Annotated in this window: 14 protein-coding genes; 8 read left to right on the plus strand and 6 right to left on the minus strand. The window is 70.6% G+C overall.

Features of this window, described 5'->3' with window-relative positions; genetic code table 11:
• Positions 1-72: 72 nt before the first annotated feature.
• Entirely contained in the window at positions 73-822 is a 750-nt protein-coding gene (locus tag ACZ7J0_RS22885; RefSeq protein ID WP_470890140.1) for a cyclodityrosine synthase, read from the plus strand.
• Complete coding sequence (locus ACZ7J0_RS22890) at positions 812-2,020, plus strand: cytochrome P450 (RefSeq protein ID WP_470890142.1); 1,209 nt, start codon at positions 812-814, stop codon at positions 2,018-2,020. The genes ACZ7J0_RS22885 and ACZ7J0_RS22890 overlap by 11 nt, the downstream gene beginning before the upstream one ends.
• Positions 2,021-2,151: 131 nt before the next feature.
• On the opposite strand, the gene ACZ7J0_RS22895 is transcribed toward ACZ7J0_RS22890, so the two are convergent.
• Together ACZ7J0_RS22895 and ACZ7J0_RS22900 are read right to left on the minus strand one after the other, a co-directional pair.
• Positions 2,152-2,355 (minus strand): hypothetical protein, encoded by a 204-nt coding sequence (locus ACZ7J0_RS22895; protein ID WP_470890144.1) that lies wholly within the window; start codon positions 2,353-2,355, stop codon positions 2,152-2,154.
• Between the two features lie 178 nt (positions 2,356-2,533).
• Positions 2,534-3,193, minus strand: a complete 660-nt coding sequence (locus ACZ7J0_RS22900) for a lysophospholipid acyltransferase family protein (RefSeq protein WP_470890146.1) — start codon at positions 3,191-3,193, stop codon at positions 2,534-2,536.
• Between the two features lie 224 nt (positions 3,194-3,417).
• On the opposite strand from ACZ7J0_RS22900, the gene ACZ7J0_RS22905 reads away from it, so the two are divergent.
• Positions 3,418-3,786: a VOC family protein gene (locus ACZ7J0_RS22905; protein ID WP_470890148.1), complete on the plus strand. Its 369-nt coding sequence runs from the start codon at positions 3,418-3,420 to the stop codon at positions 3,784-3,786.
• Between the two features lie 139 nt (positions 3,787-3,925).
• On the opposite strand, the gene ACZ7J0_RS22910 is transcribed toward ACZ7J0_RS22905, so the two are convergent.
• Positions 3,926-4,615 (minus strand): DUF6882 domain-containing protein, encoded by a 690-nt coding sequence (locus ACZ7J0_RS22910; protein ID WP_470890150.1) that lies wholly within the window; start codon positions 4,613-4,615, stop codon positions 3,926-3,928.
• Between the two features lie 245 nt (positions 4,616-4,860).
• Between ACZ7J0_RS22910 and ACZ7J0_RS22915 the strand changes: the two genes are divergently transcribed.
• Complete coding sequence (locus ACZ7J0_RS22915) at positions 4,861-5,220, plus strand: STAS domain-containing protein (RefSeq protein WP_470890152.1); 360 nt, start codon at positions 4,861-4,863, stop codon at positions 5,218-5,220.
• Complete coding sequence (locus tag ACZ7J0_RS22920) at positions 5,217-6,149, plus strand: anti-sigma factor RsbA family regulatory protein (protein WP_470890154.1); 933 nt, start codon at positions 5,217-5,219, stop codon at positions 6,147-6,149. The genes ACZ7J0_RS22915 and ACZ7J0_RS22920 overlap by 4 nt, the downstream gene beginning before the upstream one ends.
• A gap of 185 nt (positions 6,150-6,334) precedes the next feature.
• Here ACZ7J0_RS22920 and helR read toward each other — a convergent pair whose 3' ends face one another.
• Complete coding sequence (gene helR, locus ACZ7J0_RS22925; RefSeq protein ID WP_470890156.1) at positions 6,335-8,482, minus strand: RNA polymerase recycling motor ATPase HelR; 2,148 nt, start codon at positions 8,480-8,482, stop codon at positions 6,335-6,337.
• A gap of 574 nt (positions 8,483-9,056) precedes the next feature.
• On the opposite strand from helR, the gene ACZ7J0_RS22930 reads away from it, so the two are divergent.
• The 3 genes from ACZ7J0_RS22930 (at position 9,057) to ACZ7J0_RS22940 (ending at position 11,041) form a co-directional block, all read left to right on the plus strand.
• The gene (locus ACZ7J0_RS22930; RefSeq protein WP_470890158.1) at positions 9,057-9,233 is read left to right on the plus strand and encodes a hypothetical protein; all 177 of its coding nucleotides are present in this window, start codon (positions 9,057-9,059) and stop codon (positions 9,231-9,233) included.
• Between the two features lie 110 nt (positions 9,234-9,343).
• Entirely contained in the window at positions 9,344-9,889 is a 546-nt protein-coding gene (locus ACZ7J0_RS22935) for a DUF6882 domain-containing protein (protein WP_470890160.1), read from the plus strand.
• A 318-nt stretch (positions 9,890-10,207) separates the two neighbouring features.
• Positions 10,208-11,041, plus strand: a complete 834-nt coding sequence (locus tag ACZ7J0_RS22940; RefSeq protein WP_470890162.1) for an SDR family NAD(P)-dependent oxidoreductase — start codon at positions 10,208-10,210, stop codon at positions 11,039-11,041.
• Between the two features lie 25 nt (positions 11,042-11,066).
• Here the strand turns inward: ACZ7J0_RS22940 and ACZ7J0_RS22945 are convergent, their stop codons facing one another.
• Positions 11,067-12,611 (minus strand): hypothetical protein, encoded by a 1,545-nt coding sequence (locus ACZ7J0_RS22945; RefSeq protein WP_470890164.1) that lies wholly within the window; start codon positions 12,609-12,611, stop codon positions 11,067-11,069.
• Positions 12,611-13,786, minus strand: coding sequence for an FAD-dependent monooxygenase (locus ACZ7J0_RS22950; protein ID WP_470890166.1), 1,176 nt, complete (start codon positions 13,784-13,786; stop codon positions 12,611-12,613). Before ACZ7J0_RS22950 ends, ACZ7J0_RS22945 begins: the two co-directional genes overlap by 1 nt.
• Positions 13,787-14,488: the final 702 nt, after the last annotated feature.

Below are 14,488 nucleotides of genomic sequence, written 5' to 3' on the forward strand. Positions count from 1 at the left end.
CTTCACGGCGTCGTCGCCACACCCGGAGCACGAGGCTCCGTCGGGACTAGCGGCGCAAAGGACGCTTTCCAGTTGACCGCTGAGACCGTCTTCCAGATCCAGCCCCTGACTCCGCCGGCAACGGCGACAGGGATCTTCCAAGTCCAGCCCTACACCGCCCACTGCCAGGTGATCTGCGCCGAAGGAGCGCATGCCGTGATCGGCGTCTCACCCGGCAACAGCTACTTCTCCGCCCAGCGCGTCCTCGATCTGGCCCGTTGGGGCCTGGAGTACTTCGACCGCGTCGACTTCGTCTATACCGACCTGCACGTGGCCGAGATGTACGAGGCCTCCGGCTACGCCCCCGACGACGCACGGCGCAAGGCCGTGAAGAACCTGCGGGGCGTAAGGGCCAAGGTGCTCAACGCCGTTCAGGAAGTCGACCCCGAGGGCAAGCGGCTGCGGGCCCATCCCATGTCGGCGTTCGAGACCAACCCGGCGTACCGCGAGATCCACGACCACCTCCAACGCCGACTGGATGTGGACGCGGACTTCCGTGCGACCTGCGAGGCGCTCGTCGACGCCTTCCTCTCGTCCAAGGTTCTGGACGGGAGGCCGGCCACCGCGCGCCAGCGCGAGGTGTGCCTGGAGTACGTCTGTGCCGAAGCGCCGTTGTTCCTGGACACCCCCGCCATCCTCGGCGTGCCGTCCTCGCTCAACTGCTACCACCAGCTCTTGCCGATGGCCGAACTGCTCTACTCCCGCGGATCGGGGCTGCGCGCCTCCCGCAACCAGGGCCATGCCATCGTCACCCCCGCAGAAGGAGACACCCATGTCCGTTGAGTCGCTGCTCGAACCGGCCGCCGAGGAGCTGCTCGACTTCCCCTTCTCCTGGCGGGGCGACCGACTCCCCGACGAGCTGGAGCAGTTGCGCAAGGAACCGGTCAAGCGTGTGCGCACCATCGCCGGTGACCCGGCCTGGCTGGTGTCGTCCCACGCCCTGTGCAAGCAGGTACTGGAGGACCCCCGGTTCAGCCTGAAGGACACCTCGGCGCCGGGTGTGCCCCGGCAGTACGCCCTGACGATCCCCCCGGAGGTCGTCAACAACATGGGCAACATAACCGGAGCCGGCCTGCGCAAGGCGGTGCTGAAGGCCATGAACCCCAAGGCGCCCGGCCTCATCCCCTGGCTGGAGTCGCACGCCGCCGCGCTGATCGACGGCCTGATCGCCGAGGGCGCGCCCGCGGACCTGCGCGGAGAGTTCGCCGACCCGTACTCGTCCGGCATGCACTGCCACATCCTCGGCATCCCGCAGGCCGACGCCCCGCGCCTGATGCGGAGCCTGGACATCGCGTTCATGAACTCCGCCTGCCCCATCACCGGCGCCAAGCTCAACTGGGACCGCGACATCGCCTACATGGTGGAGCGCCTGGACGACCCGGCCACGACGGGTCTGATGGCCGAGCTCGCGGCCCTGCGCGAGGACCCGGAGTACGCCCACCTCACCGACGAGATGCTCGCGACGGTCGGCGTGACCATGTTCGGCGCCGGGGTCATCTCGACCTCCGGGTTCCTGACCATGGCCGTCGTCTCCCTCCTCCAGCACCCCGAACTGAGGGAGGAGCTGCTGGCCGACCGCACCAAGATCCCGGCCGCGGTCGACGAACTGCTGCGCATCAACCTGTCGATCGGTGACGGCCTGCCGCGCCTCGCCCTCGAGGACGTCATGCTCGGGGATGTGGAGGTGAAGAAGGGAGAGCTCGTCCTCGTCCTGGTCGAGGGGGCCAACTTCGACCCCGACGTCTTCGCCGACCCGCACCGGGTCGACCTCACCCGCGAGAACAACACCGCCCATCTGTCCTTCGGTGGCGGTCGGCATTACTGCCCCGCCACCGCGCTGGGCAAGAAGCACGCGGAGATCGCCCTGGAGGCCCTGCTCGACCGGATGCCGGACATCCAGCTCGCCGTCCCGGTCGAACAACTCGTCTGGCGCACCCGGTTCATGAAGCGGATGCCCGAGAGGCTGCCCGTCATGTGGTAGCGCGCGGGATGCCCGCCGCCTCCCTGTGGGGCGGCGGGCAACTGCGGCTGGGCGGGCGGCGGGGGCGCGGGGCGCCCCCGCCGCGGCCGTGCACGGCCGATCCGTCCAGGTCCATTGGACGACATACAGGACTACTGGTCCCCGGAAGCGTTCCGTGCCGTCTGCAGTGCCTGGTCGGCGATGACGATCGCTTCTTGATCGTGGCCCGCCGCTTTGGCTGCCTGGGCCTGACTGAGAGACACACGGAGCAGTTCGACGGTGTGTTCAGGCAGGCGGTTGGTCGTCACGATCTCTTCCAGCTTCCGGATGACGTCTGCGGCCAAGTCCTCGGGCATGGTGTGGTGTCTCCTGCGTTGCGGATCAAGGACATGCGACGGTGCCACGCGGGAGCGGGCAGAACAAGGAGGCTTGCGGCCGAACTGCTCTCGCGCGTGACGGGAGGCGAACTCCCCACCCGGACGGCCCCATGTCGTCGTGAGATCCCTCCGGGGCGCCGACGAGGAGCGGGACGGCTCACGCGGCGAGGGCTGCCGGCTCGCCCAGGCGCACAGCCGCGACGCGCCAGGCAGCGGTGACGGCTCGGTGGGCGGCGGCGCTCGCCTGCCCGATGTCGGTGGGCAGTTGAAGGGGAGCGCCGACGTGGACGTGCAGGCGGGGGCGCCGCACGGGGGCCGTGAGCAGTCCCGCGACCTGCTTGGTCGGGCTGCCTGAGGTGACCCGGCGAGCCCCGGCCTGGCCGATCGGGATGATGGAGGCGCCAGAGGCGAGGGCGAGGCGCGCGGGGCCACTGCGGAAGGGATCGGGGGCGGCTTCGGCGGCGTCTGTGCGGCGTGGAAGTCCTCCCTCGCCGTAGATGAGAACGTGCCGGCCGGCGTCGAGCGCCGCTGCGGCCTTGCCCAGCGCGTCGGCCGCGTGGGCGGAGCGGCGGAAGACGGGGACGTGGCCGTCGCGGTCGAGCAGGAACCGCAGGACGGGGATGCGCCACAGTCCGGCGGTGGCGAGGATGACTGGTTCGATGTCCATGCGGCGCAGGGCGGCCAGCACGACACCGGGATCTGCCAGCGACGTGTGGTTGGCGACGAGGATGCCGGGGGCCGGGGCGGCGGCGAGATCGGTGGATGTCGTCAATCGGCCGAGCGAGGGGATGAGGGCGGCGGCGATGCGACTGAGCACGGGACTCCTGCCTTCTGGACGGCGACGTGATCTTCATCGTCGCGCCGGGAGATGCAGGCGGGCCTGAGTGCGCGTACTCATCTCTCCCAGGGGAGCCGTGCCCACGTGCTCAGTCAGTGATCGGGATCGCCCAGTTCTTGCGCATGCGGCGCGCAAGTCTCAGGCCGGGCCGGCCGCGTCTAGGGTATGCGTCGCGAACGCCCACCGATCGGCCCGGAGGTGCCATGTCCCTGCAGATGAAGTTGAGCGCGATCACGCTCGACTGCCCTGATCCGCAGGCTCTGGCGGCGTTCTATCAGCAGGCCACTGGCCTCGAACCCCACCCCAAGTCGAACGCCGACTTCGCCGGCCTCAGCCGTGAGGACGGACTCCTCATCGGCTTTCAACGGGTCGACGACTACCGGGCTCCGAGCTGGCCGGGCCAAGTCGTTCCCCAGCAGCTTCACTTCTGCTTCGACGTCGAGGATCTGGACGAGGCCGAGGCCCGGCTGCTGGAGCTGGGCGCGGGCAAGCCGGATCACCAGCCTCAGGAGGACAGATGGCGGGTCCTCACCGATCCGGCCGGGCACCCCTTCTGCCTCGTCGGACGCTGATCGCCAGGACACAAGGGAGCTCAGGAGGCTTCGGCCTTCTGGGTGTGAACTCGCCGGGGGGTACTGGGTCATCGGCGGCTGGTGCCGCGACAGGGGAGGCCTTGGTCAGCGCCCTCTCCTGAGAGTCAGCGCCCTGCCCTCAGGGCAGAACCTTGACCCCTACACCTGCGATCCGGCCGACGGCGTTGAAGGTGACCTCGACCGCGTTGTCGCCGTGCAGATCGGCCACGATCCGATCGCCCTCGACATGGTGGGGCACACCGTGGTGGTCGAAGTACCCGCCGACGACGTGCCGGGCCGAGTACCCGATCAGCCCCGCGCCGGTGAGCAGCGTCCGCGGCAGCGTGACCGGATCCGGGCCCGCGCACGGAACCCGTGGGTCGTCGGGAAGGAAGTAGACCTGCGTGGCCGGTCCCGCGGGGACGCCGATGTACCCCGGCGCCTCGGCCACCCCCATGCCGGTGAAGGCCAGCATTTCCGCCGCGCGCCGAGGGTCGTCGAAGCGGGACAGGTCCAGGACCTCCTCGGTCAGTTCGGCGATGCCGTGTGCCCGGCCGTACCGCTCGACCGCGCCGGTCAGCGCGACCACCTCGGTGCCTCGCAGACCCGGGTTCGCCCAGCCCCACATCCAGGACCGCTCGTCCATGTCGTACGTACCCAGCACGGCTACGCGCAGCTCGAGCTCCCCCTGCCGATAGAGACAGGACGGCAGGTCGGCGGTCCATGGCCCCTCGGGCAGGAACGCGGTCAGGGCCTCGAGTTGAGCCGCGCCCCAGGCGGCATGCCGTTCGGCCTCCAGGAGGAACGCGTCGCTGAATGCATTCACCATGCCCTGACCCTATGTGACCTCTGCGATCGCACGCCGAGGAGGTGCCGCCGGCGACGTCAACCCACCGCGGGACTGCCCGTCCGTGCGGCAGGGCCATTTGCCTGGTGAGTTCGTCCCTGGGAACGTATCCCCCGGGCGCACCCGGCTAGCATGAAACACTGGTCGGGTTCGACCGACTAGACGGTAAAGATGACCACTACGAGATAGGCAAGCAGGCTGCCTGGCCTGCGGGGTGGGGCGAGGGCATGGATGACCCGCAGCACGGCACGAGCGGGCCTGCCGCCGTGCAGCCACGCGTGGAGGCCTCGCTGGAGATCAAACCGCTGCCCGCGGGGCTGCGTGCAATCGGGGAGATCAGCATGAGCACGCAGACAACATGGCAGGAGGCGCTGGAGCAACTCGCACAGAGCCGGACCGCCACGCTGCATCTGGACATGTCACAGGTGACCTTCGTTGATGTGGCAGGCGTCACCGATCTGGCCGTTGTCGCGCAGCGGATCGCGGACGACACACGGGTGGTGGTGCACCAGCCTCCGCCGCAACTTCCCCGCATTCTCGAGATCTTTTGGCCCGGACTTCCCACGATCGAGGTGGCTCAGCGATGAAGACGAGCCACCCTCCTGAGCCGTTCGTCCACCCCGCCTTGTTCTACCGGGACGACGAGCAGTACGTGAACGGAACAGTGCCCTTCGTCCTCGAAGGGCTCGACGCCGGCGAGCCGGCGGCTGTCGCCGCCCCACCGGACCGGCTGAATCTGATCCGTGAGGGGCTGGGCGCGCGTGCCTCCGAGGTTCATCTCGTGGACATGACGCGGGCCGGCCGTAATCCGGGCCGCATCATCCCCGGTGTGCTGCGCAAGTTCGCCGACGCCCATGCTGCCGCGGGCAGGGTACGGATCATCGGTGAGCCGATCTGGCAGGGTCGCAGCGAGACCGAGTACCCGGCATGCGTGCAGCACGAGGCGCTGATCAACCTGGCCTTCACCGGCCGGGACGTGACCATCCTGTGCCCCTATGACGCCTCGCGCCTCGGGGAGCAGGTCCTCGCCGACGCGTTTGCCACGCACCCCGTGCTCATCGACGGAAGAGGCGAGGTGGCGTCCGCCACCTACAGCCCGGAGCAGGTCATCGCCCGGTACAACGAGCCCCTGTCCCACCCGCCGGGTGCCGACGCGCGGTCCTTCACCGCCGAGACGCTGCCCGACGTCCGGCACTTCGCCGTTCAAGGGGCGCAGAAGCTGGGCCTGGCGGGGTTGGCCTTGGAGGATCTCGCCCTGGCGGTGGCGGAGCTGACCACCAACAGCGTCGTCCACGGCCCGGGGACGGGAACCCTACGGCTCTGGGCCGAAGGCGAGCAGATCGTCTGCGAGGTGCACGACACAGGGCGGATGACCGATCCACTGGCAGGGCGCCGCCCGCCGGCCCACACCCGCCCCGGCGGCCGTGGACTGCTGCTCGTGAACCACATCGCCGACCTCGTACGCCTCCGCACCGGCGAAGAAGGCACCACCATCCGCTTCTACCTGACCCGCTGATCGCGCAGGCGACTCCCGATGGCCGGTGGCGAAGGCCTGGTGCCTCATCGGTACTGCTGCCAGGCGGCGGCTGCGTCAGCCGGATGGAGCCCCGCGTACGAGCAGGCCGGTGGCCGGACACGTCGCAGCCGGCCACTCACCCGCACCGGGTCGGCCGGTGCGGGTGAGGCGAGAGCCGTCCGGCGTCAGGAACTCGTGAGGATGACGAGTTGCTGCGTCGCGCGGGTCATCGCGACATAGCGGTCGACGGCTCCCTCGATGCCCGTGCCGAACGTCTCCGGGTCGATGAGGACGACCAGATCGAACTCGAGCCCCTTCGACAGTCCAGGCGTGAGCGAGCGGACGCGGGATGTCGCCCGGAAGGTCGGATCGCCGATGACGCACGCGATTCCGTCGGCATGGGTGGCGAGCCAGGTGTCGAGGATCGAGTCCCGCTCGGCGACAGACCCGTGGACGACGGGGATGCCGCTGCTGCGGATGGAGGTCGGCACGTTGGCGTCCGGGAGTGCGGCGCGGATGGCCGGCTCGGCTTCCGCCATGACCTCTTCCGGTGTGCGGTAGTTGATGCTGAGGGAGTTCACGGTGATCCGGTCGAGCCCGACCCGCTCGAGCCGTTCCTCCCACGACTCCGTGAACCCCTGCCTGGCCTGGGCGCGGTCACCGACAATGGTGAAGCTCCGGGAGGGACAGCGGAGCAGTAGCATCTGCCATTCGGCGTCGGACAGTTCCTGGGCCTCGTCCACGATGATGTGTGCGAACGGGCCGGCGAGAGCGTCCGGTTCGGTGCCGGGCAGGGCGCTCTCGTCGATCAGGGTGTCCTGCAGGTCCCGTCCGCGCAGCATCGTCACCGCGCCCTCACCGTCGTCGTCGGCCTCCAGCAGGCCGTCGATGACATCGGCCCTGCGCGCACGTTCGGCGGCGACCGCGGCCTCGTGCCGACGCCTGCGTACGGACGCCTCCGGGTCGCCGAGCCGCTGCCGTGCCGCGTCCAGGAGCGGCAGGTCGGAGACCGTCCAGGCCTGGGCGTCCTGGCGTTGAAGCATGCGAACTTCGTCGGGGCCGAGCCAGGGAGCACACGTGCGCAAGTAGGCGGGTACCGACCACAGATCTCCGACGAGTTCACTCGCTTCGAGCATCGGCCAGGCGCGGTTGAGGGTCCTGATCAGGTCTCGGTCCTGCAGCAGCGACCTTCGGAGCAGGGCGGGCGGCGCGTCACTGTCGTCCTTGTCCATCAGGATGGTGAGCAGTTGCTCCAGGATCTGGTCGCGCGCCTCGTTGTGCGGAGTGCCTGGTTCCACGGCTTCGAACGCTGCCGCCCAGTCATCGGGGCCGAGCCAGATGTCGGACCAGTGGCTCGAGACCGTCATCCCCTCGGTGGGCGGCTCCTCGTAGATGCCGACGGCCGGTTCGATCGCCTTCACCAGGTCCGCGGACGACTTCAGAAGGGCCACGCCCGGGTCGTTCTCGATCACCGCTCCGGCTCCTTCGGTGACGAGGTCGCGCACGGTGCAGGTCTGCACGCCCTCCTCGCCGAGGCTGGGCAGGACATCGGCGACGTAGGCCAGGTAGGGCTGGTGCGGACCGACGAAGAGTACGCCGCCCCGACGGTGACCGAGGCGGGGCTCGGAGTAGAGGAGGTGGGCGGCGCGGTGCAGAGCGACGACGGTCTTGCCCGTACCCGGACCGCCGTCGACGACGAGAGCGCCGTGCGATCCCGCCCGGATGATGGCGTCCTGGTCGGCCTGGATGGTGGCGAGCACGTCGCGCATCCGAGCCGACCGGTTGCTGCCCAGGCTGGCGATGAACGCGGACTGGTCGTCGAGCGCGGCATGCCCATCGAGCCCCTCGGCGGTGAACACCTCGTCCCAGTAGTCGCTGATCAGGCCGCGGGTCCAGCGGTACCTGCGGCGGCTCGCCAGACCCATCGGGTTGGCGTGGGTCGCCGCGAAGAACGGCTCGGCCGCGGGGGAGCGCCAGTCGAGCATCAGCCGACGCCCCGCGCTGTCGGTGAGGCCGAGGCGTCCGATGTACACGGGCTCGGGGTCGTCCGTGGGGACGACGTGGCCCAGGCACAGGTCAAGACCGAAGCGACGCAGGGTGCGCAGGCGACCGGTCAGGCGGTGGATCTCGGCGTCCCGGTCCATCGCCTCGCGGCCGACGCCGCCGGGCGCCTTGCGCTCGGTCTCGAGGCGGTCGGACAGTTCCGCGATTTGCTGCTCGAGGGTTTCCGAGATGGCCGCGAAGTGCCGCTCGTCGCTGTCGATCAGCGCCGGGTCGGCCTTGGCGGAGAGGTGGTCGGGAAGATTGAACGCGCTGGTGATCAGAGGGTTCATGTCATCAGCTCCGGTCCGAGGTCGCTGCCGCGACGGCCGACTGTGCGCACGCCCGAATCTCCGCGGCGAGTGCCGGCGTCCGTAGTCGGTGTGCCACCACCAACTGGACGTCACCGCACGACCCGTGAACCGACAACAACCCATGCACTTTGTGAATCCCCCGTCTGTTTCTGCAGGTTCTGAGCTCGGCCCGCGATTCTGCCCCACGACCAGGGCCTTGCCGCAAGCCCCCCAGTGCGCTATAAGTTGAAGGTGGCAAGGAGTGGGTATTCGCAGCCTCCTGGGACCTGTGGCACCAGCTGACCGCCGCGCATCCTCCGGCCGTACCGCTGGCGAAGTTCGTGGGCCGCTGGTGGACCGAGCCCCACGCGTTCCCGGACGACCGCTGGGGCGACGACATGTCCGCCGCCTACAAGGCCCAGCCGCTCATCCAGGCCTACCTGGACCACCCCACAGCCTTGGCTACGGCAGTCTGCTTTTCCCAAACCCCGCGGAACATCCCGTCATCGACTACGACGGCGACCGCGCCGCCTACATTCGCGAGCTCACCAGCCCGTACCCGCCGGACACGGACGTGCTGACCCTTGACGGCTGGTGGCTGGAGGGTGGCAGCAACGCCGTGCACGCCTCGTGCGACCCGAGCCTGTGCCCCCACGAACGTCCAGGGCCCGCGGTACGGCCGGGCAGCGAGGCATACCTCGCCTCACTGCCCGGCGACACGATCTTGGTCCGGCTGAGCTGCCACGCGTGACGGCGTCACCGAACCAGTGAACAGCCGGCGAGCCCGCGGGAGCCGGACGCTGCAGCCGAACGCCTAGGTCAGTGCCCCGGCCCCGTGGCGGCCCTGGCAGACTTCGCCGAATGAAATCGTTCGAGCGAGCCGACGAACTGGCAGGTGCCGCGTCGCGGGGCCATGACCAGGCAGGGCTGAGCACCTTGCTCCTGCAGGGCGAAGACATGATCGACCAGCTGGGCCGCGCGCACATGTCCTGGGGGCTCGGTTCGGCGGACCGGTGGGGCCTCGACCAGCGGACCGGGGACATCACCTGGACGTTCCCCGACAAGACTGCCACCGCGCCGGCGCAGATCCTCGGCAGCTACAGCGCCTCGTCGGAATCGTGGCTGTGGGCGTGGGCCAACGAGAGCATCCTGCCCGAAATGAGTCGCGATGCCCGAGCTGTTCGCGACTGGGCCGAGGCCAACGGCCATGTCGCTCTCGCAGAGCCGAAGGTCACGGCCGACGAGCGGAAGGCAGCCACTCTCGCGGCTCTGGCAGTCAGGATCACCAAGGCGACCGGCTTCTATCGAGGGCCCGGCAGCACGTCGAGCGTGATCATCACCTTCGGACCGGTCACGCTGACCGCCGAGGACGGGAGCACCTCAACGTTCAAGATCGACCTCGGCTAGGACATGTCCGCCCGACCGCACCCTGCGCCGCTGGAGCATCTGGACCTTCGACCACTGCCGCACCGCCCGCAAGGAGCTCAGCGCCGCGACGACGCCGCGACCCGTGCCGTCCGCCGCGACGGCAACCGAGCCCGCAGTGGTCCCGGCTCCCGGCCACGAACGGGTCGCCCGGGGCTGGGCGGAACGCGCCAGGCTCACAGCCCCGGCACAGCGCAGGGGTGTGGCCCTCGGAGGCGCGCGAGGCCTTGCCTGGTGGTGTTGACACCAGGTGCAGCACACACTTCCGTTCCACCGCCCCGTACGACCAGGCTGGTCGGCATGAACCGACGTACGATCTTGATCACCGGCGCAACCCAGGGTCTTGGCCGCGGCATCGCACTCGACCTCGCCGTACGGGGCCATACCGTCCTGCTGCACGGGCGCGACCGCACCCGGCTGGATGCCGTGGCGGCCGAGGTGACGGCGGCCTCCTCGGGCGCCACCGTTCGCACCTACCTCGCCGACCTGGCCGATCTCGACCAGGTGCACGCGATGGCCGCACGGATCCGTGCGGCCGAGCCCCGGCTCGACGCGCTCGTCAACAACGCCGTCGCGGGCGGCGGCGCTGAGCCGCTCCGGCGCGAACTGAGCCGACAGGGGCACGAGTTGCGGTTCGCCGTGAACCACCTCGCGCCCTACGCCCTCACCCGCGGCCTGCTGCCGCTGCTCACCGCCTCCGCGCCCGCCCGCGTCGTCAACGTCGCCTCGATCGGACAGGAGGCCATCGACTTCGACAACGTCATGCTGGAGCGTGACTACGAGGGCCTGCGGGCCTACTGCCGAAGCAAACTCGCGATGATCATGGCGACCTTCGAGCTGGCAGCCGAACTCCAGGGGACCGGCGTCACGGTGAACACCCTCCACCCGGCCCACCTGATGGACACCGACGGGGTGCGCGAGTACGGCCTGACTCCGGTCACAGGAGTCGACGAGGGAGTACGGCCCACCGTGCGGCTCCTCACCGACCCGGACCTCGAAGCCACCACGGGCCGCTATTTCGACCAGTTCACCGATGTGCGCGCCCACGACCAGGCGTACGACAGCCGGGCCCGGGAACGCCTGATGAAGCTGACCCACCAACTCCTCAAGGAGGGACTGCCCGGCATGCCGTGACGGAGGTTCCGACGACTCCGGAGGACTACGGACCGGCGACCGGCCGCACCAACGGCTTGGCGCAGAGGTACGGACGCGCGAGCAGCAGGCCGGTGCCGGTCACGGCGATGCCGAAGTAGACCGGCGCGAGGTGGATGAAGTCCGTGTAGTGGATCGCGCCGTGCACCATGACAGCCGGCAGGAAGCCGGCGCTCGCCGCCGCGGCCAGCGTCCAGAACACCCAGGCCTCGCCCCGCCGCCAGCCCCACGCGCTGATCAGAACGATGGCCACCGCGGCGGCCATGAGGGCGCCGCCGAACCCGGCGCGGTCATGGGCGACGAACGGGACAAGCCGGGGATTCACCATGTCCAGCATGTGGGGGCTGGTACCCAGGAAGACCAGGTCGGTCGGCACGAAGACACCGGTCAGACCGACCACGGAGATCACCGCTCCGCCGACGAACAGTCCCGCTCCCGTGACGATCAGCAGCAGCTGGCCGACCAGCGCCCGTCGGCGCTCCGGCTCCGGCCCCTCGGGCGCCAGGCGCCACCGCGGCACGTGCGGGGGCCGGCGGACCGCCGCCACGAACATGGGGAACAGTACGACGGTGGTGGCCGTGTGCAGGGGTTCCACGAAGCCGGTGGCCAGGAAGTAGAACAAGGTGGGGAAGCCGATCGCCCCCGAGAACAGATACACCTCGCGGGCCCAGGGCCAGCCGCGCCTGATCCCGCCCACGGCCAGGCCGGTGTAGAGAGCGCCGATCGCCACCATCGTGCCGGCCATGGTGATGCGGTCGTGCTGGAGGAAGTGCACGAGGTGGTGGTTGGCGGCGTGCAGTTCGTGCAGCGTCATGCCGAGGTAGTCGCGGTCGTACCAGAGCAGTACAGGCCCGAGCGTGATCGCCGCGGCGCCGAGTCCGGCGCCGGTCATACCGAGCCCGACGAGCAGCGCCCACCACCAGGCGGGCCAGCGGCGGGGATCGGGACCGACGTCCCTCAGTGTCGGAGCGGGCGCGGTGGGCGTGGCCGCTTCGGTGACCCGTGCGAACCAGCCGGGGCCGGCCTCGACGAGCACCGCGGGCCGGGCGAGTACCACGGCGCCCGGCTCGTCGAGCGCGGAGGCCGCGGCGGTGACCGACGGGTCGGACACACGGACCACGTGCGGGTCGTCGCCGGTGGTGAATCCGTCGACATGGGGCGTGAGGGCGACCTCGGTCTCCGGGTCGCAGGCGCGGACGACCAGCGGGATCGAGCGGCCGGCAGCGGCCTCCCGTACGGTCTCCGCGTCGACCGCCGAGACGGGCGCCACCTCGACGACACCGACCCCGAGCGGAGGCATCGCGCGTACCGCTTCACGGGCGAGCGAGGGCGGGACGGATATGCCGAGGCGGACGGTCACGGGCACGCCGGCGATCTCGCCGGCGAGCCGCTCCGGAGGATGGCGGTGGCCGAAACCCCGGGCGATGAAACGCGCACCGGCGCGACGGGAGCCGATCGAGGCCAGCAGCCGCAGCGCGGTTCGCTGCGAGCGGCGCCGACCGAGGACGGCAGCGGCCGCGCCGCGCAGCGGGTGGTACGTCCAGTCCGGCATCAGTGGCTCTCGCTCTCGGTCACCCGGTCGCCGGGCGCTGTCCAGCCCAGCACCGGCGTCATGGAACGCAAGGTGGCCCGCGTCGGCGTCAGCCGCGCGGCCGCGTCGCGCAGCAGCACCGCCGGCGGCCACGACAGCTGGCCGAGTGCGCCGAGCCGCGCGGAGCGGCGCGTGACGGCCTGGGTCCTCGGGCGGCGCAGCAGGTCGTACGAGCGGAGCGCGGCGGCCACGTCCGGGGTGCCGTCGAGGCAGTGGGCGAGGGTGACCGCGTCCTCCAGTGCCTGGCACGCGCCCTGGCCCAGATTGGGGGTCATGGCATGGGCCGAGTCGCCCAGCAGCGCGACCCGCCCGCGGACGAACGAGGGCAGCGGCGGCAGGTCGTACAGGTCGTGTCGGAGCACGGCGTCCGCGGGGACCGCGGCCAGCAGGGCGGGGATGGGATCGGGCCAGGACCCGAACCGGCGCAGCAGTTCGGCGTACTCGGACGAGCCGGAGACCTCTCCCGCCGGCAACGACGCGGTCGCGAAGCAGTACATCCGGCCGCCCGGCAGCGCCGTGTAGCCGAACCTCTCCCCGCGGCCCCAGGTCGCCGCGCCCTCGGAGGGCGGCTCGGCGAGGGGCTCTGTGACCATGCGCCAGGCCGTGTAGCCGGCGTACCGTGGGTCGGCCGCGTCGGGCCACAGGGCGCGGCGGACCGCACTGCGCAGCCCGTCGGCGCCGACCACGAGGTCGGGCCGGGACTCGCCCGCACGGTGATCGACGACCAGTCCGCGGCCGTCATCGCGAACCTCGGAGACCTCGCTGCCCGGCCGCAGGCTGTCAGCGGGCAGCGCCTCGGTGAGCGCCCGCAACAGATCCGCGCGGTGCAGGACCACCAGGGGATGGCCGAAGCGGCGGGCCAGCTCCGCGTTGTCCGTACGGGACAGCCAGCGGCCCTTGCGGTCGCGTACCCCACCTGCCGCCTCGACGGCGCCGAGCGCCCGGACGGCGCCGGCCAGACCGAGCGCCTCGAGCGCGTGCAGCGCGTTCGGCCACAGGGAAATGCCGGCACCGACCTCGGTGAACTCCGGGGCCCGTTCCAGCACCTCGACGTGCCAGCCCCGGCGGTGCAGGGCGACGGCCGCCGCGAGACCGCCGATCCCGCCGCCGACGATGGTCGCGGCGCGCTGCGGCATGGGTCCTCGCTCTGGGTTCGGGGGCCCCGCCCCCGGTGAAATGGCCGTCGATCCGGTGCCCGCGCGGCATGCGACGCGGCGCAGGTCCTGCTGAGCAGCGCCTCATAGCAACATGTCGACAGACGCCTGTCAACGCGCGGAGGGGGCGTACCGGCCGGGCCCGCAGGCCGGGAATGGTGGCGCGCAGGTTCACGGGGGTTCGTCAGGCAGGCGGCCTCCATCCCGCGGTGCGGCAGCATGAGCGCGGTGATCGGTTACCCATGCGTCCGCTGCGGCCATCTGACCCGTGAGCCAGCACCGAAGCACCCGCGTGGCGGAGCTCGGGCGGCGAGCGCCCGCCGCCGGTTGAACCCGCCGCTGGTTGAAACGGAAACCGGCCCTCGCAGATGATCTCCCGGCGCGCAACCTGGCGCCGATCCCCCTCGACGCGGCTCGGACGGCCCTGCCGCGCCACCCCGGATCCTGGCCCCAGGGCGCGGCTCGCAAGGACCTCTCGCGCCCGCTCACCCGCCACGAGATGCGTAAACGCCGCCATGGGGTGAACTGGTGTAGGAGCACTGGAACGGCGCAGTACGGAAGGGACTCGGGCAGCCCCATCGGCTCGGTGCAGGCCGGCACCCCGTTATGGCCTGAGCCGTACGGTTGCCCCGCCGCCGCGCACAAGCCATCGGGATCGTATTTCCTGGACCTCGCGAGGGGCTG

This window comes from Streptomyces sp. NPDC038280, from assembly GCF_055600045.1.

What these genes read in the sequence shown, in the direction of transcription:
- ACZ7J0_RS22905 (WP_470890148.1), top strand. Translation starts at nt 3,418, where the DNA reads ATGTCCCTGCAGATGAAGTTGAGCGCGATCACGCTCGACTGCCCTGAT.
- ACZ7J0_RS22945 (WP_470890164.1), bottom strand. Translation starts at nt 12,611, where the DNA reads ATGCCGGACTGGACGTACCACCCGCTGCGCGGCGCGGCCGCTGCCGTC.
- ACZ7J0_RS22950 (WP_470890166.1), bottom strand. Translation starts at nt 13,786, where the DNA reads ATGCCGCAGCGCGCCGCGACCATCGTCGGCGGCGGGATCGGCGGTCTC.
- ACZ7J0_RS22940 (WP_470890162.1), top strand. Translation starts at nt 10,208, where the DNA reads ATGAACCGACGTACGATCTTGATCACCGGCGCAACCCAGGGTCTTGGC.
- ACZ7J0_RS22910 (WP_470890150.1), bottom strand. Translation starts at nt 4,615, where the DNA reads ATGGTGAATGCATTCAGCGACGCGTTCCTCCTGGAGGCCGAACGGCAT.
- ACZ7J0_RS22890 (WP_470890142.1), top strand. Translation starts at nt 812, where the DNA reads ATGTCCGTTGAGTCGCTGCTCGAACCGGCCGCCGAGGAGCTGCTCGAC.
- helR (WP_470890156.1), bottom strand. Translation starts at nt 8,482, where the DNA reads ATGAACCCTCTGATCACCAGCGCGTTCAATCTTCCCGACCACCTCTCC.
- ACZ7J0_RS22915 (WP_470890152.1), top strand. Translation starts at nt 4,861, where the DNA reads ATGGATGACCCGCAGCACGGCACGAGCGGGCCTGCCGCCGTGCAGCCA.
- ACZ7J0_RS22895 (WP_470890144.1), bottom strand. Translation starts at nt 2,355, where the DNA reads ATGCCCGAGGACTTGGCCGCAGACGTCATCCGGAAGCTGGAAGAGATC.
- ACZ7J0_RS22935 (WP_470890160.1), top strand. Translation starts at nt 9,344, where the DNA reads ATGAAATCGTTCGAGCGAGCCGACGAACTGGCAGGTGCCGCGTCGCGG.
- ACZ7J0_RS22920 (WP_470890154.1), top strand. Translation starts at nt 5,217, where the DNA reads ATGAAGACGAGCCACCCTCCTGAGCCGTTCGTCCACCCCGCCTTGTTC.